Below are 23,364 nucleotides of genomic sequence, written 5' to 3'. Positions count from 1 at the left end.
ATTGTTAAATCAGATAAAAAATTAATACACAATTTCTCCACTTAAAATAGTATAGGCACTTCCTCCAATTTTTACAGAAGTGATATCATTGTTTTCTTTAGATATATTTACATATACCTTTCCAGGTCTATTTATAAAGTTTCCTTCTTCACCAATAAAGTCAGTTTTATCTAAAATATTGTGTTGTACTATATAAGATGATACACAAGCATTGCCAGTTCCACATACAGGGTCTTCTGTGACTCCAACATATGGAGCTATAGATCTTAAATGATAGTCACAATTTTTATCTATAGTTTCTATACAAAATGGAGTTATTCCAATTAGATTATTATCAGCACTAAATTCTTTTATTTTATTTAAGTCTGGAGAAATATTTTCTAAATCATCTAGAGACTTTAATCCAAAAACAAGCCACCAAATTCCTGTATTTACTTTCATAATTGGATATTCAAGAAGTCTATCTTCTTTTACACCTATCATTTGTGCAATCTCTTTTTTATAGCTATTTAGATTTTCGAATTTAGGAGGATTTTGTTCCATCATAAATATGTTTTCATTATCTATTTCCTTAAGTTCTACAGATAGTACACCAGCTTTTGTCTCTTGATAAAAGATATTCTTATTAGTATTAAGTTTTCCTTCTTCTAAAAGAGCATGGAATGTTCCTATTGTAGCATGACCACACAAGTCAACTTCTAAGCCAGGTGTGAAAAATTGAACCTTGAAATCTGCTACATCAGATTCTGAAACAAATGCAGTCTCTGATAAATTCATTTCCTTTGCTATATTCTGTTTGATTTCGTCAGAAATATTGGATGCATCAGTGACTACACCAGCAGGATTTCCTCCAAAAGGTATTGTTGTAAATGCATCAACTTGTTTGATTTTAACTTTATTCATCTTTAAGACCCCCTTTTATTTTTTGTGAAATATAAATTTCATGTTGTATGTATTGATTTCCAATATATAAAATATTAGAATTTTTTGTCCAAATTGAAATAGCTTCATTACCTTCAGATAAATTTCCTGTTAATATTTCAGACTCATCTACAATTAAAAGAATACCTTTATAAAGTTTTTTGTTTTTAAGTGTAGTTTCATTACCTCCATGGATACGAATATTGCTTAGACCTTCTATCTTTTTATCTTCCAAAAGTAGTATTTCAACATTAACATTTTTTTTAGAAGCAGTTAAAAGCTCATCTTTTAGGTCTAGAATTTCTTCATGAGAACAAGAAATTATAATTTCTTGTTTGGCGTTATTTATCATTTCGATTGCTTTTTTTAATATATTTTTAGAGCTTTTTATGTTTAAAACATATTCTATACTTTTTCCTTTATTTAATATCTGTAAGTTGTTTTCTAGTTTGTCCATAGAATTATTGAATTCTTCTTTTTTACTTTTTAGTAATTCATTAGGGTTTATAGGTACATATTTTATAGGGTCAGTTTCAATATTGATAATTATATTATTGTTAAGTAATTTTGTTATATTTTCGTAGACTTTTGATTGTGGTACACCTGATAATTTACTTATTTCATAACCAGTTAGAGGGTTTTCCGTTAGTAATGATATGTAGATTTGTGATTCATATTTGGTAAATCCTATGTTTTGTAGTTCGTTAACTATAGTATCCATATATAAACTCCTTTAACAAAAGTATAATAACTACCTTAGTAGGTACTAATATTATTTTATAATGTATATATATAATTGTCAATCATACAAAGCAAAAAATTAAGTTATAAATTAGAAAAGTTTTTTAGTATATTTTTGAAATGAAGCTCAAATTTAGTTAACATATATATAAAATTTACAGATTTCTATAATTACTACATAAGTAACTATTGAATTTTCATAAATAAGTTTAATTAATGTTTGATTATGATGATAATCTTAAGAGTGTTAAAAATAGATGGTTACAAAAAAGTGACTAATTGAACTAGTACATAAGTCGTAGTATATTAATATCAAGAAAACAATAAAATAATAAAGGAGATATATATTATGGTAAAAATAATAAATAACAATGAATTTATAAATGAAGTAAATAACAAAGATGGATTAGTAGTGGTGGATTTCTTTGCTACATGGTGTGGACCTTGTAAAATGTTATCACCAGTATACGAGGCTTTAGGAAACGAAATGTCTGAAAAAGCAAATTTCTTAAAAGTAGATATAGACCAAAGTATGGAATTAGCCCAAAAGTTTGAAATTTCTACAGTACCAACTGTAATAATATTTAAAGATGGTAAACCTATAGATAGATTAATAGGGTTTATACCTAAAGATAATTTGAAAAATAAAATTGAATCATATATATAACTAATTTCAATTATATATATAAATAAAAAACTCATCATAAAATGAGTTTTTTTATTTATAAGATTTATTTATGTAGTTACAAATAAGTGCCTAATTGTCAGTGATATTGGCTATTGATATTATATTTATATAAAAGAAAAAAGAAAGGTTACTAGAAAATAGGTGAGATTATGAGATACGACATTGCAATAATAGGAAGTGGACCAGCAGGACAAGGTCAAACTGCTGTATCTAGTGCAATTTCACATTTAGATAAACAGAAAATAAAAAAATCTGTACTTGTTGATACTTATTAAGTAAAAGTAAATAGTAGTACTAGTGGTTATAACTATAAGTTTATATTTATAATATAGTTAATAAATTTTTACATATATTTGAAATTATTATAAGTATTTATTGTTGTTTTATACAATATTGAAAGAAGTATTTAAAGTTAATAAAATAGAAATTACAGGTATTATTTATTTAATACACTCCCAACACCAAAAGAAGTTATTTCAAAATAAAGATTTGACTACAGAAAAAAGTGGACTTTATCAGATGAGTCCACTTTTTTTGTAAAGTGTTGAATAGTCTATATGTAAATAAAAAAGGGTATCTCATTTATAATTTAAGAATATTGTAAGACATCCCCTTTTTAAGTGTGCAATAAAATTGTCTTTTTAGCTATTACTTATCTATTACTAAAAAGGAATAAAAAAATTTTATTTAAAAGCCAAATTTTTAATAGCATATAAATAATTCTCTTTCGTATTTTTAAATTTAATAAACTCAAGTTTTAGTTATGAGCTTGTTTAATATAGGTTATGTTCTTGTAAAGAATTTTGTTAATTAATTCTTATTAATCTATATTTTGGAATTATTAAATATGATGAACAAGTTAATAGTTATATTGGTAGAGATATTAAATAGAATATTAATTAAGCATAAATTTGACAAGTATGAATATTTGAATAATAATAAGGTTAGATTTTATATAAGAATTAAATAATTATAATATAATTAACATTCAATAAACATTAATTATATATAATGATTAAGTTGATATTTTATTTAGGAGATGATTATATGAGAGTATTAATAATAGAAGATAATAAAGAGCTTTCTTATAATATGAAGATAGGGCTGGAAAATGAAGGATTAGTAGTAGATATAGCAAATTGCGGATTAGATGGAGAAGAGAAAGCATTTATAAATGACTATGATGCTATATTATTAGATTTAAATTTACCAGATAGAGATGGAATAGAGATATTAGAATTTTTTAGAAGTAATAATCTAAATACTCCTATAATAATTGTAACAGCAAGAGATGGAGTAAATGAATTGGCAAAAGGTCTTGATTTGGGAGCTGATGATTATATAGTAAAGCCATTTCAAATTATAGAATTGAGAGCTAGGATACAAGCAGTTATAAGAAGATTTTATGGTAGGACAAATTCAAATATAGAGGCAGGTCCTCTTACAATAAGTCCATCATCTAGAAAAGTGTATGTGTATAACAAAGAAGTAAACTTAGGAACTAAAGAATTTGATATAGCAGAATATATTGCAAGTAGATATCCAGATATTGTATCAAGTATAGATATATCAGAACATGTTTATGATGAATACTTTGACCCATTATCATCTGTATTAAGGGTGCATATAGCTAGATTAAAAAAGAAATTAAGAGAAGTTGCAGGAAAAGAGATAATAATAACTACTAGAGGGATAGGATATTCTATATGCAAGGATTAAAAGATAAAAAAACTATAGTTTTAATTTTATATTCTGTTATAGTCTTTATAATTTTTACAGTAGGTTTGAAATATATTATAAATATATCTAATACAAGTAAAGAATTAATAGCTAATGATTCAAATTCATATTATGGAATGAATATAGATAATACTTATAACACTATGGAAGATAAGACTTTAGATAAAAGATTAAGTTTTGATTATAATATTGTACTTAATAGTAACTTTAATATAATTATAATGTTATTTTTTGCCTTTACAGTAACCTCTAACTTTATCCTTTTATCAATATTGAATAGACTAGAGTTTAAAGAAAGAATGGAGATATTAAATAATATAAATAATATAGAAGATGAAGACGAAGTGTTGAGTATAGACCCTATTATGTCTAAAGTATATAAAGATTTAAAAGATAAATTTGATTCTCATATTGAAGATTATAAAAGATTAAATTCATATTTATCTCATGAACAAAAAAATGCCATAGCAATACTTAGAACAAGCTTAGAATTAAGCGGAAATGAAGAACTATTGAATACTCTCAATAAAGTTGCAAATAATGTAGAAGATGTACTTGCAATAAGTGATACAAAAAATAATGAAGATATGTATGAAGTTGACATAGCTTTAATATGTGCACAAGTATGTGACCACTATTCTAAAGTATATGCTAATTTAAGTTTTGATTTTGATGAAGATGAAAATATGAGTATCTATGGGAAAGAAAAGTGGATTTATAGAGGTGTATCCAATCTTTTAGACAATGCAATAAAATATGGTGAAGGTAAAGATATATGTGTAAATGTGAAAAATCAAAAAGGTAGTGTTATTGTATCAGTAAGAGATAATGGCATTGGAATGAACAAACAGAGTATGAAAAAAATATTTTATGATAGATATAGAATAAATGAATTAAATAAAGATGGATATGGTATAGGTCTTAGTTTAGTAAAACATGTATGTAACTTATGTAATGGATTTATATGGGTAGAAAGTGAAGAAGGTAAAGGGTCAACTTTTTATTTAGTATTTAAAGAATATAAAGAATAAATTAAGATAGATATAATAACTCTAAGACACTATTGAATTGGTAAGAGGAGATGTGAAGTGTATATTTTAAATAATGCAATCAAAAACTTACTTAGAAATAAATTGCGTAATTCATTTAGTACAGTTGTTATATTATTGATGGTCTTAGCAATATTAATTTCCTCAATAATAAATTCAAACGTTAATGTGATAAAGGCGAATTATGAGAAAAAATTTGAATCAGAAGTTCAAATTAAGCTTGATGCTAAAAAGATTGTTCAAAGTGATTCAGGAGAATCTCTAATAAAATATAGTAACTTGAGTGTAAATGATTATTTAAATTTTGCAAAGTCAAAATATGTAAAAAAAGTATCTTTTATTGGAAATATCACAGCACACTTTGATAATAAAAAATATAATTCTAATGATGACAGACAAATCTTATATGATGATATGAGGGCTGAAAATTGCGGGATTATGGGATATACAGAAAAGAATGAAAGTCTTAAGCACTATAATCTGGAGAAGGTAAAAGGGCGACTATTTCAAAAAGATAATGAATGTATGGTAAGCGAAGAATTTATTGATATTAATAAGTTGAAAATTGGAGATACGATATTTCTATTAAGTGATTATAGTACTAATACAAAACTGAATTTAAAAATAGTAGGAACATATAAGAAAAAAGATAATAAGAATGTTAACGATATAGAAATAGCTCAAGATGAAAGTATATATGATAATATATTAACTTCGTATAATACTTTAGTAGAATTTGAAAAGAAGATTGAATCAGAAAATCCAATAATTTATACAAATGCTAGGTTTTTATTGATAGACTCTAATAGTAGAAAAGATTTTGAGAAAGAGGTAAGAGATAAAGGTCTAAGTGACATTTATAAAGTTACTATAGATGAGTTTGCGTACAGTAAATTAATAACTCCAATGCAACATTTGTCTAATATAGCTTTTACAGTTACGCTTGGAATATTAATATTAGGTTCGATATTATTGATGATAAATTCTATAATATCAATAAAAAAAATAAAGTATTACATTAGTGTGTTAATATTAACTGGAATGCCTAAATTTAAGATAGTTCAGAGTTTCATATGTGAAAGTATTATGATAACTTTAGTATGCCTTATACTTGGAGGAGGAATTGTAAGTATATCAGCTTCAAAACTATCAAATTATGTTTTTGAATATCAAAATCAATATAATGTAATACATAATGTTGATTTACTGAATAATAGAGAATATAAAAATATAGATATAAATAGTGATGATATCAAACAAGAAATAAAAAGTTTAAGAGATAAATTGATTCCAAATCTGATATTTAAGATAATTATTGTAGCGATAATATTGATATTATTAACTAGCATAGTGGCCATATATAGTACAATTGTATATAAACCAATACAGATAATTTATGATAGAAATTAGGTGATGTAGATTGATAATACTAGAACTGATAGATGTTAATTACAAGTATGAGGGAAGTAATAAATATGTATTAAAAGATGTAAGTGCCAAATTTGAAACTGGAAAAATGTATGTTGTTATAGGAAAGCATCAGGCAGGAAAGAGTACTTTGTTATCTATAATATCAGGTCTTGATGATTACACTGATGGAAGTATTATTTATAAGGGTAAGGATTTAAGAAATATAAATAAGGATATGTATAGAAATAAAGATATAGGAGTCATATTTAAAGATTATAACTTATTAAATAATGAAACTATTTTGGAGAATATGTTTTTACCAATGAGAATTAGTGAAAATAAGAAAAAGAATAAGAGGGAAATAGCATGTAAAATTCTACAAAAGGTAGGAATTGATAGAGAAAAAGTACTGGATAGAGTAGAAAACTTATCTTATTATGATAAACAAAAAGTGTGTATTGCTAAGTCATTATCTAATAATCCTGACTTAATAGTATGTGATGATATTATAGAAAGCACGGATGATAAAAGTGAAGAAAGTCTAATAAATGTGTTTTACAATTTGGCACATAAAGATAATAAATGTGTGATAATAGCAACAAGTTCAGAGGAAGTTGCTTTATTTGCTGATGAGATATGGGGAATAAATAATGGAAAATTAATGTTTATAAAAAGTAAAGAAAAGAATATGGATTAAACTTTAAAGAAGTTGTTTCAGTTTATATTGAAATTATATGAAAAATATTTAAATTACACGAAAATGAGCTACAGTTGGGGGGAACTGTAGCTCATTCTATTTTGGGGGAGATAGGTTGAACTTATTGGTTATCCGTATCATATTTTTAGTATAGTCACTTATTTTAGATTATATACATTTTTTTATAAATTTTACATAAAATGTTAAATGTTATAATTGCTTAGATATTATTAGAAGTGATAAAGTTATAATTAGAGAAAATTAATGATAAAATGTATTATAAATAGTTGGAAAATATTATATAAGGTATTAAAATATTAATGTATTTACAGCAATTTAGGAAAAAATACGAAATCTATTCATAAATACAAAATAAAAATATAATTTAAAAAATATTTGATAAAAATTTCATATAAAGAATATTTTATATTAATCTCATTTTAGATATATCTATTAAAAAAAAACTTATAATACAATATAATTTAAATTTCAATAAATACTTAATAAATGCGCATTTAGATACTTGAAAATACTGGAAAATATATGGTGTAATAAAAAATCTTGAATAACTTTAAAGAATTGAATATATATAATAAATATTTAAATATATTTAAATAAAAAAATACAAAAAACGACAATTATATAGTGCACAATTAAAATATTTTGCAATTGTAGTATTATAGGGGAAAATGCAAAATATATGCGAAAGTGAAATTTTAAATATTGACATTAAATTAAATATAATATACTATGTAAGTGTGATGAAACATTTTTTTCAGAGGGGATTTATAGTGAATATAAAAAAAGTATTTAATAACAATGTAGTAGTAAGCTCCCTAGAAGATGGCACAGAAATAATTGTAACTGGTGCTGGAGTTGGATTCAAGAAAAAAGTAGGAGATTTGATAGATGAAAGTTTGATTTCTAAGAAATATTTTGTTCAAGATAATCAAAAAGACAAATACAATCAAATACTTAATAAAACCTCAATTGAATATTTTAAAATTTCAGAAGAAATTATAGAAAAAGCTAATGAAGTTTTAAATACTCAAGTAAATGATTCAATAATATTGGCTTTAACTAGTCACATAGAATTCGCTGTCCAAAGAGAAAAACAGGGTATAAAATTACCAAACCTGATACTTAATGAAACAAAACAACTTTATAGAGAAGAATTTGAATTTGGATTATGGGCAATTGATGAAATTGAAAAAAAGATAGGTATAAAGTTGCCTGAAGATGAAGCAGGCTATATTGCTATTCATATAATCAATGGATTAGAAAATTCTCAAAAAGATGAAGGTATTAATATACTAGAGTTTTCAAAACAAGTTGTTCAGATAATAGAAGAAGTACATGGATTTAAATTAGATGTAAACTCACTGAATTACTCTAGGCTTATAACTCACTTAAAGTTTTTCGTTCAAAGAATTTTAAGAAAAGAAACTTACAAAGATAGTGATGTTGAAGATATGTATAAACTAGTAAATAAAAACTATAATAAACCTAAAATATGTACTGAAGAAATTGCAGCATTGGTATTAGACAGATTTGAATATAAAATTAGTAAAGAAGAAGAATTATATCTAATGATTCATATAAATAAAATAACAAACAGTGGTTGTTAGGATTGTAACTGATAAAGCAGGCAAAACCTAAGTCATTGAACTTAATTTTAGTTAAGTTTTTTGATTTAGGCTTTTTTATTGAATACAGACAGTGACTTTTAGGATTGTAACTGGTTAAGCAGGCAAAACCTAAATCATTGAACTTAATTATTAGATTAAGTTTTTTGATTTAGGTTTTTTTATTAAATAAACACAATGGCTTTTAGGATTGTAACTGATTGAGCAGGCAAAACCTAAATCATTGAACTTAGTTATTAGATTAAGTTTTTTGATTTAGGCTTTTTTATTAAATACAAACAGTGACTTTTAGGGTTGTAACTGGTTGAGCAGGCAAAACCTAAATCATTGAACTTAGTTATTGGATTAAGTTTTTTGATTTAGGTTTTTCTATAAATTAGATTATGTTTTTTATATAAAAATAGGAGGGTGAAAATATGAAAAAAAATAAGTTAGGTCTATGGAATTTCTTCCAAATGTTAGGAAAAACGTTTATGTTCCCAATAGCATTACTTAGTGTTTCTGGTATGATGCTAGGTCTTGGGGCTGGTTTTACAGATCCTAAGATGATTGCAATGGTTCCATTTCTAGGAAATGAATATGTTAATATGATTTTAAATTTCATGTTAACAATAGGATTATTTGCATTTAATAACTTGGGAGCATTATTTGCAATGGCAATTCCATTAGGATTATTAAAAAAAGAAAAAGAGTTTGGTGCATTTTCAGGTTTAGTAGGATTTATAGCAATGCATATAGGTACAAATTTTTATTTAACAAGAGCTGATTTATTAGTAGCAGCAGACCAAATGTCAACTAATGGTCAAGCCATGATTATGGGTATACAAACATATAACACAAGTGTTTTAGGTGGTATTATAGCAGGTTTAATTGTTTATGCAATGTATGATAAAGTTAGTAATTTGAAAATACCAGAATCACTAGGATTCTATAGTGGACCAAGATTAGTTCCAATTGTTAGTTTAATAGTTATGAGTATTGTGGGATTATTAATACCTATTGTTTGGCCACCATTTTTCAATGCGTTCCAAAGTTTAGGAAGATGGATTTCTTCAGCAGGGCCATTAGGATATTTTTCATATGCAGTAGCTGAAAGGGTTACAATACCATTTGGATTAAATCACCTTGTAACATCTGTATTCCGTTTTACACCAATAGGTGGAACTGCTGTTATTGATGGAGAAACATACTTTGGAACATTGAATATGTTTATGGCATATGTGGAGAATAATCAGATTATACCTCTTGATTTAGCTGGTAAAATGGAGCAAGGTAAATTAATGATTCAATATGGTTTAGCTGGAGCTGCATTAGCTATATATCGTACAGCAAAACCAGAAAATAGAAAAGCACTTAAAGGGCTTTTAATATCAGGAGTGTTGACAGTTATTATAGGTGGAATAAGTGAACCAATAGAGTTTTTATTCTTATTTATCTCACCAGCATTATTTGCTTTCCATACATTTATGAATGGTTTAGCAAACATGGTACTTCCATACTTAGGTGTATTGATGGGATTCACAGGAGATTTAATAGCATTTATAAGTTTTGGAGTCTTGAGAGGAACAGCTACAGGATGGCCAATAGCAGTATTAGTAGCAGCTTTATACTTTGCAATATATTACTTTGTATTTAAATGGGCAATTCTTAAATTTAATATAAAAACTCCAGGACGTGAAGATAAAGAAATAAAAGTTTCTGAAGGAAATGGTTCAGATTTTAAAAATCTATCTACATACAAAGGTCAGCAAATGATAGCAGCGCTAGGAGGGAAATCTAACATACTATCATTAGATAATTGTGTAACTAGATTACGTTTAAAATTACAAGATGTATCACTAATAAATGAAGATGCAATTAAAGAAGCTGGTGGTATAGCAGTTGTTAAATTAGATGAACACACAATTCAAGTAATTATAGGTACTCAAGTGTATTCTTTAAGAAAGCAAATGGATAAGGCGATGGAAGGTCATTTGGAGGAATGTAATGATTAACTTTGATAAAAAAGTAAACCGATTGGGTACATATTGTACCCAATGGGATTATGTAGAAGATAGATTTGGAAAAAAAGGATTACTTCCTTTTACAATATCAGATATGGATTTGGAATTTCCAAATGAGATAACAGAAGTATTGAAAGAAAGATTAAATCATAGAGTATTAGGATATAGCAGATGGAAGCATGATGATTTTAAAGATTCTATCAGAAATTGGTACTCTAAGAGATTTAATTGCAGTATTGATAGCAATTGGATATATTACAGTCCAAGTGTAATGTATTCAATTAGTAAACTCATTGAAATTTTTAGTGATGAAGGAGATGGAGTATTACTAAACACTCCTGCATACAATGCTTTTTATGAAGTAATAGGAAATAACAATCGCAATATTATAAAATCTCCTCTTACAAATAAGAATGGATTTTACTCTATTGATTTTGATGATTTTGAGAAAAAATGTAAAGATTCTAAGATATTTATTTTATGTAATCCTCATAACCCAACAGGTAGGGTGTGGAGTGAATTAGAGCTTATTAAGATTGTAAGGATTTGTAAGGAAAATAATGTAAAAATAATATCAGATGATATACATATGGATATTGTATATGATAGTAAAATGACACCTGTTTTAAATGTGGCAGACAATTATTTGGAGTCTATATTTATTTGTACATCAGCATCTAAGTCTTTTAATATACCAGCATTGACTGGGTCATATGTAATTATACCTAATGAAGAGATAAGAACTAAGTTTGAAAATATAACTAGATATCGTGATTTTGTAAATTCACCAGCTATACTAGCTATTTTGGGAACAATGACTTGTTATAATGACTGTGAATATTGGCTAGATGAGTTACTGAAATACATTAAAGAGAATCTTCAATATACAATTAACTATATAGAAGATAATTTAAGGCCATTAAAATTGGTTATGCCAGAAGGTTGTTACTTTGCTTGGATTGATTTCTCGGAGCTTAAAATAAGTAGTGAAAAATTCCAAAATCTATTAATAGATATTGGTGAAGTTGCTATTATGGGAGGCAAGGTATATGGAGAAGAAAGTGAGTTTTATTTGAGGTTAAATGTGGCATGTTCAAGAGAAAAACTTGAAGATGGTTTAAATAGAATTAAAAAAACTATAGATTATATTGCAAAAAATATTTAATATAGAAGGGGAGATGATTATGAACTATTTAAAAACAATGGTTGATGTTATGACTACTGAAATGAATGCTATAAAGTGTTTAATAGATGAAGCAGGTATTGAATATGAAAATATAGTTAATGAAATTGCAAATTGTAAAGGTAAAGTGATTTTTATGGGTGTAGGTAAATCTGCACATATAGGTAAAAAATTGGCAGCTACATTTGCAAGTACTGGTACACCAAGTTTTTTTGTACATGCAACAGAGGCAGTACATGGAGATTTAGGAATGATTGAAAGTCGAGATATTACAATTTTAATCTCAAATAGTGGTAATTCTATGGAAGTTGTAAATTGTATAAAATATGTTAAGGCAATAGGTTCTAAAACAATTGCTTTTACCTCAAATAGAAATTCAGTATTGGCAAAGGAGTGCGATTATGCTTTAATATATCCTGCAAAGGGTGAAGCTGACCACTTAAATTTAGCACCAACAACATCATCTACGATTACTTTGGTTTTAGGAGATTCTATTGCATGTGCATTATCTAAAAACAGTAATTTTGACTCAGCTGATTTTTATAAATATCATCCAGGAGGAAGTTTAGGTGAAAAACTAAAGGCAGCTAATAATGGTTAAAAGTAAAAAGGAGAGTATATTTTATGTTTAAAATGTTTAAGAAAAAATCAATAAAATCACCAATATCAGGAAAGGTAATAGAGTTATCTAAAATACCAGATGCTGTATTTTCTCAAAAACTTATGGGCGAAGGTGTAGCTATAGATTCTACAGGTGATATTGTTTATGCTCCATCTAATGGTAAGGTGGCAGTTTTAGCAGAAACTAAACATGCACTTGTTATAGAATTAGAAAATGGAATGGAACTTCTTATTCATGTTGGTTTAGATACTGTAAACTTAAAAGGTGAAGGATTTGAAGCATTAGTAAGTGTAGGAGACCAAGTAAAAGAGGGGACACCAATGTTAAAAATTGACCGTTCATTAATTGAATCAAATGGTATCTCACTTATTACTCCAGTTACAATAACTAATCATTCGGAGTACAATATGAATACATATAATGTAGGTAATAATGTAGAGGGTGGAAAAGATACTGTAATTGAGTTTAAATAAAAAGTATAAAATAAAAGATTACTGTCTATAAACTTATGTTGTACAATGTAAATTTAATATAAATATGTTAGATAAAAAGGGACTTACTTGCTTTTAAATTGAGTGGTTCCTTTTATTTTTTGTAATTAGTTTTACACTTTTTTATGTAATTAGTTTTATACTCTTCTCTTTGTATATAAGAATAGCTAATTATAAATAATAATTGTTCAAATAGAGATTTAAATATATTGTTTTGAGATACATTATAATTTAAACGTTGTATAATATATGAACTTCATAAACTTAAAATAGAAATATTGACAATTATAATAAACTTTAGTAATATATGTTTATTGAAATAATAAACCATATGCTGGAGGTGAATAATATGAAGATTGAAAATCTTTCTATTAAAGATATCAAAAAAGGTTATGTATTCAATGCAGATTTAAATTGTTATAGTTGCATTATTTGTGGAAAAACGTATGAAGTAGGAGAAATATACAGAGTTGGTGATAGATTTTTTGAAGCATCAAGAGCTATTGAATTGCATACAGAATTAAAACATGGTAACTATTTGGAACAATTGGTCAATAATGATTCAAAGTACAATACATTAACAGATAATCAAAAACAATTATTTAAATTATTTATTAGTGATTTATCAGATAAAGAAATTGCAAAAGAGCTTGGTGTATCTACTTCTACAATACGTCATCAAAAATTTATGTTTAGAGAAAAAGCAAAACAAGCTAAGCTATACTTGGCTTTATATGAATCTGTATTTGAAGATAAATCTAATAGAGATAGTATTATAATACCAATCCACGAACATGCCAAAATGGTGGATGAGAGATACGTAGTAACTGAAGAAGAAAGAAAACACATTTTAGAAATATCATTTGAAAGTATGAATCCTCTAAAATTAAAAGCTTTTTCATCAAAAGAAAAGAAAAAAGTTGTTATTTTGTCTAAAATTTTAGAACAATTTGAGCAAGGAAAGCAATATTCAGAAAAAGAAGTTAATCAAATTTTAGAGTCTATATATTATGATTTTGCAACGATTAGAAGATATTTAATTGAATATGGTTTTATGAGTAGAAATAAAGAATGTACAAAGTATTGGTTAACATAATAAAAAGCCAAAACCTATCAGTATATAAAGCTATTTCTTGCTTGATTAGATGTGAAAGGAGTTAAAAATGAATGATGAGTTGAAATCTATTTTGTACAATGAAGGTGTAGACATTATTCGTTTTGTTGATATATCTGAATTTCCAATAAATCAAACACTAGGCTTTTCTAAGGCGATTTTATTTTGTATAGGATTATCAAAGAAGTTTATTAAAGATATATATAATAATTTACCTACAGACAGAGATGAGTTTTTGGAAAAAGAGGAAAAGGTGGAAAAACTAGCTGATTGGATTTCTGAATATCTTCAAAAAAAAGGTTATAGTGCTTATGCTCAATCAGAAAAAAATAATATAGAACACAGATACATTGAAAGAGGATATATTGACCCTAAGATGCAATCAGGTATTAGCCCTTTACCACATAAGACAATAGCGAATATTAGTGGTATTGGATTCATGGGGAAAAATAATTTATTTATCACTGAGGAATTTGGATGTGCTTTTAGCATGTGTACAGTACTTACGGATGCACCAATTTCTGTTGAAAAGCATCCTTTGATTGCTTCAAAATGTGGTGATTGCAGTGTTTGTGTAGAAAAATGCCCTGCAAAAGCTATACATGGAAATGCTTGAACTTTTCAAGGGGGAAGAGAGTCTATAATCGATATTTCTAAATGTTTTTGTGTTTTAAAATGTATGGTAAATTGCCAATGGTCATTGAAATATGCAAATCAAAAACTATAATCTAGATATAAGATAGATATTTTTATTGTATTTTAGCTTTCTTAAAAAAATAAGCTTATAGGGTGCTTGATAATTGCACCCTTTTTAATATTATTAAATATAATAATTTAGACTGATGTTAATGATAGTCTGAATTAGGATTAATATTATCATGTTTTTTATCAAAGTCAAGAATAAAGTAAAAATAAAATAATATGTCCTTCTTTATTTTTCTAAAAATGTATTGTATTATTGATTCAGTGGTAAATACGATGAAATTAAGTTGGATAACAATAATTATTCAGTATTTACATTACATTATAAGTTGGTTATGTGTATCAAACATAGAAGAAAAGTAACATATGATTTTGTGTGAAATGAACTAAAAAATATATTTATTCATATTACACCGAATTATGGAGTGGAGGAGAAAGATTATGAAAAAAGATACATCTCATGTAATTAAGCGGGCCGAGCGATTTCAGGTCATTTTGATTGGAGAAGGGCTTCTTGTAGGCGCTATAGCTGGTTTGATTGTACTTTTATATAGGATACTTTTGGGGCAGGCTGGTATCTGGCTTAACCAAATATTAAATTTTGCAAAAGGTTCAACTGTGAAAACAGCAGTTTGGTTTGCAGTGCTTGCACTGCTTGCGTGGATTGTATCAAGGCTAGTAAATTGGGAGCCAATGATTTCAGGTAGTGGTATTCCTCAGCTAGAAGGAGAGATGACAGGGAAAATCAAGCAAGTATGGTGGCGTGTGTTGCCAGCCAAATTTGTTGGAGGATTCTTATCGCTTATGGGTGGTCTTGCCTTGGGAAGAGAAGGACCTTCTATACAGCTTGGTGCTATGGCAGGAAAGGGTATTTCCAGAGCTCTTGATAGAGGAAAGACAGAGGAAAAGTTCTTGCTTACTTGTGGGGCAAGTGCAGGATTATCAGCAGCCTTTCATGCACCACTGGCAGGCGTCATGTTTTCACTGGAAGAAATACATAAAAACTTTTCAGTGTCTGTTTTGATTTCTGTGATGACAGCATCTCTAACAGCGGACTATATATCAGCTAATTTTCTAGGAATGGAATCAGTGTTCCAGTTTGATATTGGAAATGTGTTACCACAGAGTTATTATTGGTTGATACTGATTTTAGGTGTTGTGCTTGGCGTTATGGGGGCATTTTATAATTGGTTTACCTTATTTGTTCAGTCTTTATATAAAAAGATTCCCCAAATAGGTACATTTGGAAAAATATTGATTCCATTTTTTATGGCTGGTATTTTGGGTCTTTTGATGCCTGAGGTGCTTGGAAGTGGGCATAATCTGGTGGAAGCACTAACAAGCCATGAATATTTGTTGGGAATGGTAGTTTTGATTTTTGTCATCCGTTTTGTATTTTCGGCTGTTAGTTTTGGGTCTGGTGCGCCAGGAGGAATCTTCTTCCCGCTACTTGTTTTAGGAGCCTTTATTGGGGGAATGTTCGGAATGGTAGGTGTACAGTTTTTTGGAATGAACTTAGACTATGTCAATAATTTTATACTTCTGGCTATGGCAGGGTATTTTACTGCCATTGTACGTGCGCCTTTGACTGGAATTATATTGATTTTTGAAATGACAGGTTCTGTCAGCCAGATGCTTTCCCTATCCGTTATTTCAATTGTGGCGTATATTGTGGCTACACTTCTGAAATCTAAGCCGATTTATGAAAGTCTTCTGGAGAGATTACTTGAGAAAAATGGAGAACCTGTTCATAGAGAGAGGGGAGAGAAAATACTAGATCAGTTTTCCATTATGTTTGGTTCTCCTGTTGCTAACAAAGCAATTCAGGATATTCAATGGCCAGAAAATTGTCTTTTGGTAGCCATTCAAAGAGGAGGAGAAGAAATTATTCCAAAAGGAAAAACAATTCTTAAGGCAAGTGATATAATTGTTACCATGACAGATGAGAGAGACAGTAGTGTTGTGTATGATAAAATGGAAAAACTTTGCAAAGAAAATACATCATATATTGTCTAGGGATAATAAGCTATAAAAAAGATGTTTTCTGTGTGAATGAAAACTAGTAAATAATGTGTGTGTAGAATGTGGTCTGGACAATTCTAAGAGTGATATCAGCTATACTTTTAGATGGAGGTTAAATTATGATAGTAAGTGTAAGTAGAAGAACTGATATACCTGATTTTTATAGTAAGTGGTTTTTTAACAGACTTAAAGAGGGTTTTGTGTATGTTGTTAATCCGATGAATCCAAAACAAGTCAGTAAGATAGAGTTAAATCCACATACTGTTGATTGCTTTATATTTTGGACAAAAGATGCAACTCCAATGATATGTGATTTGAACAAATTAAAAGACTACAAATATTATTTTCACTATACTATAACTCCATATGGTAAAGATGTAGAAACACGAATTTTAGATAAAAAGAAGATAATAGAGTCATTTAAAGAATTGTCTAGAAGCATAGGAAAAGAAAGAGTAATTTTGAGATATGACCCAATTTTTCTAAATGAAAAGTATAACTTAGATTATCATATAAAAGCATTTGAGAGATTATGTAGTCAACTTAATGGATTTACAGAAAAATGTATAATAAGTTTTATAGATTTATACAAGAAAACAAAAGTTAATACAAAGTCATTACATATAAAACCTATACAAATTAAAGAAATAGAAATATTGTCGAAGGAACTTTTTAGAATATCTAATAAGTATAATATAACACTTGAAATATGTTGTGATGAATATAATTTAAGTAAGTTTGGCATTGGAAAAAGTAAATGTATTGATGATAAGTTAATATCAAAGATTATAGGTAGTGAAGTGAAAGTCAAAAAGGATGATACACAAAGGGATATTTGTGGATGTGTTAAGAGTATTGATATAGGGCAGTACAATACTTGTAGACATTATTGTTTATATTGTTATGCTAATTTTAATTATACACGAGTAGAAGAAAATTGTAGACTATATAATGAAGAAAATAGAGTACTTGTAGGTGCTATAAGAGAAGATGCAAAAATAACTGTTAGAAATATGAAGACTATTAAAATAGATAAAAACAATAATAATCAGATTAGTATATTTGATTAAAAGTAAATATAAAATGGTTACTATTTTAATATGTTGAAAAAATATATAAAAAAGTAAATGTAAAATAAACACTATTTTAATGTGTTAAAAAAATATAAAATTGTAATAATAGAACAAGTATAAATAGATGTTTTCTATAAGATAATAATTACTATAAAATGTATGGGGTTATGACAATGCTCTAGAGAGAAGCAATTCAGTAATTGTACTGTTTAGCTTCTCTCTTTTAATATTTATTACTATTTATGGTCTTATTAAGATTCATTCATAAGTGATAAATTAGTGGCAATATAGACTCTTAATTATAGCTAAATCAGTGATAAACACAGTATTTTAGAGGATAATCAATTTTTCATTTTAATTTATATAAATAAATATCTATTTTATTGTGCTTAACATAAAAACACCAAACATGATTAATATTATTCCAAGAAAAATAGCAAGCCACTCTCTTTTATTTTTCTTTTCTTTAAAGAAGATAATTCCTCCTAAAGTAGCTACTATAACACAACTCTGAGAAATAGAAAAACTTATCGTAACTCCCAAAGTATTGGTTGTAATAAACATACCTAAATTTGCTATTGACCACAATACTCCAGTAATTAGATTAAATAAAACATTTTCCTTATGTAAAGTCTCTCTAGAAAAATACTTAACAATAATTGATGCAGTTATTAACATCCCAACAGATTGAGGCAATATAATTCTATATCCTTCAATTGAAAATATTTGATTGGCTACAACATATAATGCTAAAAACAAGGATGATAATAATGTAACTCCAATACATTTCAACATATTGCTATTAGTAGATTTTTTTGTTTGATAATTTGTGAGAAGTATACCTATTATTATACATAAGATTGATAAGGTGCCAATCAAAAACATTTTAGAACTAGTCCATTCATTAAATAAGATTACAGCTAGTAAAGTTGTAAAAGTTAATTGTGAACCATTTGAAATTGGCATTACTTTAGATACACTAGCAATTTGAATTGCTTTAAACTGCATTAACTGACCTAAACTCCAAAATATCCCAGAAATCATACTCACACAAAATGAAAAAAATGTAATCTCAGGATGCATAACCAAAGTTATTATAGTGGAAAATATAAACGCACTTATAGAGGTACCTAAAAGTTGTTCGTAGGGAGAACTTTTTTTGAGGTTTGCAGCTATGGGCATTAATCCCCACCCTATTACAGGAAGTAATGCAATAATTATTGTCAGCATTAAATTATTTCCTTTCATATTAAATTTAGACAGTTTTTAATTTATCATCTAAAATTAAAGTATTCAATACATAAAAATTACCGTATTTAATCAGGAAATATTAGTAGTTTTGTAGAAAAACATTTTCCATTAAAATAAAAACAAAGGGAAGGAGTAAGTTTGAAAATGTTAACTGATATGATTCAAAATCGTGAAATTAGAATAATAAAGTTTTTATTAAAAGAAGGTCATACAACTGTTAAAGCAATAGCAGAAGATTTAGATGTTTCAGAAAAAACAGTTTCAAAATCTCTCAAAGAAGTAGAAATAGTACTTAAAAAGATAGGTCTTTCTTTAGTGAGAAAACCTAAAATAGGTGTTTATATTGAAGGAGATTTAAGAAAAATACTTCCTTACCTAGATAATAAAGGAAGTCAAATTCCTACAACAAGAGAGGAGAGAGTTATATATATATACTCAATTTTGTTAAAAAGTAATGATTATATTACTATACAACAACTTTCTGAAGAATTATATATAAGTCGAGGAACAATTGAAAGAGATTTAGCTGAGGTTGAAAAATTACTAAAAAGTGAAGGAGTTTCTATATATAAGAAACCTAGTAAAGGAATTAAATTGAATATAAGTGAAAGAGACAAAAGACAGCTTACTGCTAAGTTTATACATAAATTTTGGAGTAGAAATTGGTATATTAAGCAAGAACAAGAAAGTTTTTATCAAGCTTTTGAAAAGATACAAGCAGATGTGAATGGTATCTTTTTTGAGGATGATTTATCTATCATTATTGAGATTCTTAGAACTTTTAGTGAGGAAAGAAAATTTGAGTTTTCTGATTATGAATTTCAATCACTGGTTATTCATTTAGCTATAGCAGTAGAAAGAATTAGAAAAGGTGAATATATAGAAGAAAATTTATATACTAATAAGATAGAAAATAATCAAATGCCAAATACAAATTATCTAGCAAAGCAACTAGAAGAAAAATTTTCAATATTATTGCCAAATTCTGAAATTGGATATATAAATCTGCACTTAGTAGCTGCTGACCAGCATAGAAACACTACTGAACTAAAAAGTAATTCAAGTAAACCTTATGAAGCGAATACAAACAATATCTCAAATCTTCGAGAAATTATCAAAAATACATTGTATAAGACAGCCTATGATAAAGATTTAATTGATGGATTAACTACACATATACATTCGTCGATAAATAGATTGACATATGGTCTTAGTATCAAAAACCCATATGTAAATACAATTAAGCAAAACTTTTCTCTATCATTTGAACAAGCTTTAAACTTGAAAAAAGTAATTGAATTTATATATGATATTCGAATAAATGATGACGAATGTGCTTATATAGCACTACATTTTGAAGCTTTTAGAGAAAGAATGAAAGAACTACCACAAAGCATTAGGGTAATTCTAGTATGTAGTACAGGGTTGGGTTCTTCTAGGTTATTATCTGCAAGGTTAAAAAAATACTTCCCTATGGTAAAGATTGAAAAGATACTTTCTGTCCAAGAATTAGTATCTAGTAAAATTGATGCAGATTTAGTAATCAGTACTATTTATTTAGAATTAGAAACTATTCCAACTATAGTAGTTAGCCCTATTTTAAATGAAAATGATATAAGAACTTTAGAGAAAAGCATACAAAATGTTCCAAGAACTACTTCTGGAAAATCTAAATCTTTTAAAAAGTTAATATTTGAGGAAAATATTTTGTTAAATATTGAGGCATCAGATTATGAAGATGTAATTAGATGTATAACAGATAACTTAATAAAAAGAGGTTATGCGAAAGAAGGTATAGCTGAAAGTGCAATTGAAAGAGAAAATTTATCTTACACATCTTTTCAATATATAGCTACACCTCATGCTAATCCTAGTTATATTAAAAAATCTAATATATCTGTTGCAACTTTAAAAAATCCTATTATATGGGGAAATGAAAATGTAGAAGTTGTTTTCTTTATTTCATTAGAAAATGACAAAAATTTGGAACTTGATGAAATATATGAAGTTTTTTATGACTTCATTGACAATAAAAAAAATATAAATAACATATTAAGTGCAACTTCACCAAAAGAAGTGTACGATTTGCTAATGGAGGAGAATATATAGTGAAAATATCAGATGTATTGAAGGAAGAGCAGATTGTTTTTAATCTTGATGCAACTACCAAGGAAGAAACAATAAAAAAATTAAGTAGTATATTTGTTGAAAATGGGATTGTGGATAATGAAGAAGAATATGTTAAGTCTGTTTTAGAAAGAGAAGAACATGCAACTACAGGTATTGGGAATGGTATTGCTATTCCTCATGGGAAAAGTGATGCTGTTAAGAAATCTTCTATAATATTTGCAAAATCTAAAAATAAAATTGAATGGGAAGCCTTAGATGAAAAACCAGTAGATAGCATTTTCTTGTTAGCTATAAGTAACATTGATAAAGACAGTAACCACCTTGTCTTATTGTCTAAATTGGCAACTAAGTTAATGGATGATGACAATGTGGACGCATTAAAATTAGCTGATTCAGCACAAGAAGTAATTAAAATATTTAATGAGGGAGAAATGTAGATATGAAAAGAAAAATTATAGCAGTAACAGCATGTGCAACAGGGGTTGCACATACATATATGGCAGCACAAGCATTAAAGAAGGCTTCAAAAAAAATGGGTCATCTTATAAAAGTTGAAACACAAGGAGCAACTGGAATTGACAATGAATTAACTGAAAAAGATGCGCAAATTGCAGAAGTAGTAATATTTGCTGTAGATACTAAAGTTAGAAATGCTGAACGTTTTGAAGGCAAAGAAATATTAGAAGTACCAGTTAATGCACCTATAAAAGATGCAGAAAAGGTAATCAATGATGCACTAAAGTTAATTGACACTAAATAAATGGAGGGAAATATAATGTTAAAAAAGATAGTCTCTGAGTTAAAAAAGCATGTTTTAACAGGAATCTCATATATGATTCCATTAGTAATTGCAGGTGCTATGATAATGGCAATATCTCGTGTAGGGGGTTCTTTATATAATATACCAGATATATGGGACGTTAAATATGCAGAAAGTGCTAGTAGTATTGTTAGATTATTACATGATTTAGATGGTTTTGGAGGCACTGCTTTAGGATTAATGTTTCCTGTAATTGCAGCCTTTATAGGATTTTCTATAGCTGATAAATTAGCTATAGTACCAGGACTTGTTGGAGGTATGATTGCTAAGGATATCGGAGCAGGTTTTTTAGGAGCTTTAGCAGTTGGTTTAATCGCAGGATATACATGTTTATTTATTAAAAATAATGTTAAATTACCAAAGTCAGCAGCTTCAATAGTACCAATATTTATAGTACCAGTATTTGGAACGTTAATAACTGTTATATTAATTAATTATGTCATAGGCATTCCTTTTGCAACATTAAATACTGGCTTAGAAAATTGGTTAAATGGATTGTCAGGTACAAATCAGATATTGATGGCAGCTATTATTGGAGCAATGATGGCAGTTGACCTAGGTGGGCCAGTTAATAAAGCAGCTTTGACAACATCACTTGCATTATTAACAAGTGGGATTTACGCACCTAATACAGCAGCAATGGTAGGAATTGTTATACCACCACTAGGCTTAGGTCTTGCTACTATATTAGCAAAACAAAAATATAATAAGCAGCTGCGTGAAGCTGGTAAATCATCTCTTATAATGGGGTTGATTGGAGTTAGTGAAGGAGCAATTCCTTTTGCAGTAGAATCTCCATTAAAAGTAATACCATCATGTGTAATTGGTACAGCAATTGCCTCAGCTATGGCAGTTGGATTAGGTTCAGTGAATGCAACTCCAATTAGTGGATTTTATGGATGGTTTACAGTAGAAAACTGGCCAATGTATGTATTATCAATTGCAGTAGGAACAGTAATTGTAGCAGGTTTAGTTATAATATTACGTGGAAATCCAGTTATCGAAGATGATGAATTTGAAGATGATGAATTTGATGAAGCAGAATGGGAATCTTAAAATTC

Annotated in this window: 22 protein-coding genes; 19 read left to right on the top strand and 3 right to left on the bottom strand. The window is 27.6% G+C overall.

Annotation, left to right across the window (positions count from 1 at the left end):
• Positions 1 to 21 precede the first annotated feature (21 nt).
• Complete coding sequence (locus tag IC214_RS05080) at positions 22 to 903, bottom strand: PhzF family phenazine biosynthesis protein (RefSeq protein WP_227835641.1); 882 nt, start codon at positions 901 to 903, stop codon at positions 22 to 24.
• Positions 896 to 1,642: a helix-turn-helix domain-containing protein gene (locus IC214_RS05075; RefSeq protein WP_227866330.1), complete on the bottom strand. Its 747-nt coding sequence runs from the start codon at positions 1,640 to 1,642 to the stop codon at positions 896 to 898. The genes IC214_RS05080 and IC214_RS05075 overlap by 8 nt, the downstream gene beginning before the upstream one ends.
• A 369-nt stretch (positions 1,643 to 2,011) precedes the next feature.
• Here IC214_RS05075 and trxA point away from each other — a divergent pair, with 369 nt between their 5' ends.
• From trxA to IC214_RS05005, 15 genes are all read left to right on the top strand, one after another.
• Positions 2,012 to 2,329: a thioredoxin gene (gene trxA / locus IC214_RS05070; protein ID WP_227835643.1), complete on the top strand. Its 318-nt coding sequence runs from the start codon at positions 2,012 to 2,014 to the stop codon at positions 2,327 to 2,329.
• A gap of 170 nt (positions 2,330 to 2,499) precedes the next feature.
• Positions 2,500 to 2,625, top strand: a complete 126-nt coding sequence (locus IC214_RS20810; protein ID WP_255606358.1) for a hypothetical protein — start codon at positions 2,500 to 2,502, stop codon at positions 2,623 to 2,625.
• 772 nt (positions 2,626 to 3,397) lie between these two features.
• Positions 3,398 to 4,069 carry a response regulator transcription factor gene (locus IC214_RS05065; RefSeq protein WP_227433896.1) on the top strand — a complete coding sequence of 224 codons (672 nt, stop codon included), beginning with the start codon at positions 3,398 to 3,400 and terminating at the stop codon, positions 4,067 to 4,069.
• On the top strand, positions 4,057 to 5,121 hold the full coding sequence (locus tag IC214_RS05060; RefSeq protein ID WP_227830921.1) for a sensor histidine kinase: 1,065 nt from the start codon (positions 4,057 to 4,059) through the stop codon (positions 5,119 to 5,121). The genes IC214_RS05065 and IC214_RS05060 overlap by 13 nt, the downstream gene beginning before the upstream one ends.
• 57 nt (positions 5,122 to 5,178) lie before the next feature.
• A complete protein-coding gene (locus IC214_RS05055) occupies positions 5,179 to 6,549 on the top strand; it encodes an FtsX-like permease family protein (protein WP_227866329.1) in 1,371 nt (456 codons plus the stop codon).
• 10 nt (positions 6,550 to 6,559) lie between these two features.
• Positions 6,560 to 7,246: an ABC transporter ATP-binding protein gene (locus IC214_RS05050; RefSeq protein WP_227830919.1), complete on the top strand. Its 687-nt coding sequence runs from the start codon at positions 6,560 to 6,562 to the stop codon at positions 7,244 to 7,246.
• A gap of 791 nt (positions 7,247 to 8,037) precedes the next feature.
• Positions 8,038 to 8,874, top strand: a complete 837-nt coding sequence (locus IC214_RS05045) for a PRD domain-containing protein (RefSeq protein WP_227830918.1) — start codon at positions 8,038 to 8,040, stop codon at positions 8,872 to 8,874.
• A 434-nt stretch (positions 8,875 to 9,308) separates the two neighbouring features.
• Complete coding sequence (locus tag IC214_RS05040; protein WP_227830917.1) at positions 9,309 to 10,886, top strand: PTS transporter subunit EIIC; 1,578 nt, start codon at positions 9,309 to 9,311, stop codon at positions 10,884 to 10,886.
• Complete coding sequence (locus IC214_RS05035; RefSeq protein ID WP_227481990.1) at positions 10,879 to 12,060, top strand: MalY/PatB family protein; 1,182 nt, start codon at positions 10,879 to 10,881, stop codon at positions 12,058 to 12,060. The genes IC214_RS05040 and IC214_RS05035 overlap by 8 nt, the downstream gene beginning before the upstream one ends.
• A 19-nt stretch (positions 12,061 to 12,079) precedes the next feature.
• Complete coding sequence (locus IC214_RS05030) at positions 12,080 to 12,679, top strand: KpsF/GutQ family sugar-phosphate isomerase (RefSeq protein ID WP_227481991.1); 600 nt, start codon at positions 12,080 to 12,082, stop codon at positions 12,677 to 12,679.
• Between the two features lie 23 nt (positions 12,680 to 12,702).
• Positions 12,703 to 13,173, top strand: coding sequence for a PTS glucose transporter subunit IIA (locus IC214_RS05025; RefSeq protein WP_227433904.1), 471 nt, complete (start codon positions 12,703 to 12,705; stop codon positions 13,171 to 13,173).
• A 367-nt stretch (positions 13,174 to 13,540) separates the two neighbouring features.
• The gene (locus IC214_RS05020) at positions 13,541 to 14,287 is read left to right on the top strand and encodes a DUF2087 domain-containing protein (RefSeq protein WP_227824377.1); all 747 of its coding nucleotides are present in this window, start codon (positions 13,541 to 13,543) and stop codon (positions 14,285 to 14,287) included.
• Between the two features lie 67 nt (positions 14,288 to 14,354).
• A complete protein-coding gene (locus IC214_RS05015; RefSeq protein WP_227866328.1) occupies positions 14,355 to 14,921 on the top strand; it encodes an epoxyqueuosine reductase in 567 nt (188 codons plus the stop codon).
• A gap of 527 nt (positions 14,922 to 15,448) precedes the next feature.
• Positions 15,449 to 17,023 carry a ClC family H(+)/Cl(-) exchange transporter gene (locus IC214_RS05010; RefSeq protein WP_227851208.1) on the top strand — a complete coding sequence of 525 codons (1,575 nt, stop codon included), beginning with the start codon at positions 15,449 to 15,451 and terminating at the stop codon, positions 17,021 to 17,023.
• Between the two features lie 125 nt (positions 17,024 to 17,148).
• Positions 17,149 to 18,099, top strand: a complete 951-nt coding sequence (locus IC214_RS05005; protein WP_227866327.1) for a DUF1848 domain-containing protein — start codon at positions 17,149 to 17,151, stop codon at positions 18,097 to 18,099.
• A 378-nt stretch (positions 18,100 to 18,477) separates the two neighbouring features.
• Here IC214_RS05005 and IC214_RS05000 read toward each other — a convergent pair whose 3' ends face one another.
• Positions 18,478 to 19,350 carry a GRP family sugar transporter gene (locus IC214_RS05000; RefSeq protein WP_227846001.1) on the bottom strand — a complete coding sequence of 291 codons (873 nt, stop codon included), beginning with the start codon at positions 19,348 to 19,350 and terminating at the stop codon, positions 18,478 to 18,480.
• Between the two features lie 147 nt (positions 19,351 to 19,497).
• On the opposite strand from IC214_RS05000, the gene IC214_RS04995 reads away from it, so the two are divergent.
• From IC214_RS04995 to IC214_RS04980, 4 genes are read left to right on the top strand one after another with little or no spacing between them, the layout of a single operon-like run.
• Positions 19,498 to 21,462, top strand: a complete 1,965-nt coding sequence (locus tag IC214_RS04995) for a BglG family transcription antiterminator (protein ID WP_227866326.1) — start codon at positions 19,498 to 19,500, stop codon at positions 21,460 to 21,462.
• The gene (locus IC214_RS04990) at positions 21,462 to 21,920 is read left to right on the top strand and encodes a PTS sugar transporter subunit IIA (protein ID WP_227433910.1); all 459 of its coding nucleotides are present in this window, start codon (positions 21,462 to 21,464) and stop codon (positions 21,918 to 21,920) included. Before IC214_RS04995 ends, IC214_RS04990 begins: the two co-directional genes overlap by 1 nt.
• A gap of 2 nt (positions 21,921 to 21,922) precedes the next feature.
• Positions 21,923 to 22,243, top strand: coding sequence for a PTS fructose transporter subunit IIB (locus IC214_RS04985; protein WP_227433911.1), 321 nt, complete (start codon positions 21,923 to 21,925; stop codon positions 22,241 to 22,243).
• 15 nt (positions 22,244 to 22,258) lie between these two features.
• Positions 22,259 to 23,359 (top strand): PTS fructose transporter subunit IIC, encoded by a 1,101-nt coding sequence (locus tag IC214_RS04980; RefSeq protein ID WP_227433912.1) that lies wholly within the window; start codon positions 22,259 to 22,261, stop codon positions 23,357 to 23,359.
• Positions 23,360 to 23,364: the final 5 nt, after the last annotated feature.

The organism is Clostridioides sp. ES-S-0190-01, assembly GCF_020658275.1.
Lineage (GTDB): Bacteria > Bacillota > Clostridia > Peptostreptococcales > Peptostreptococcaceae > Clostridioides.
This window is presented reverse-complemented; position numbering and strand designations above follow the sequence as displayed.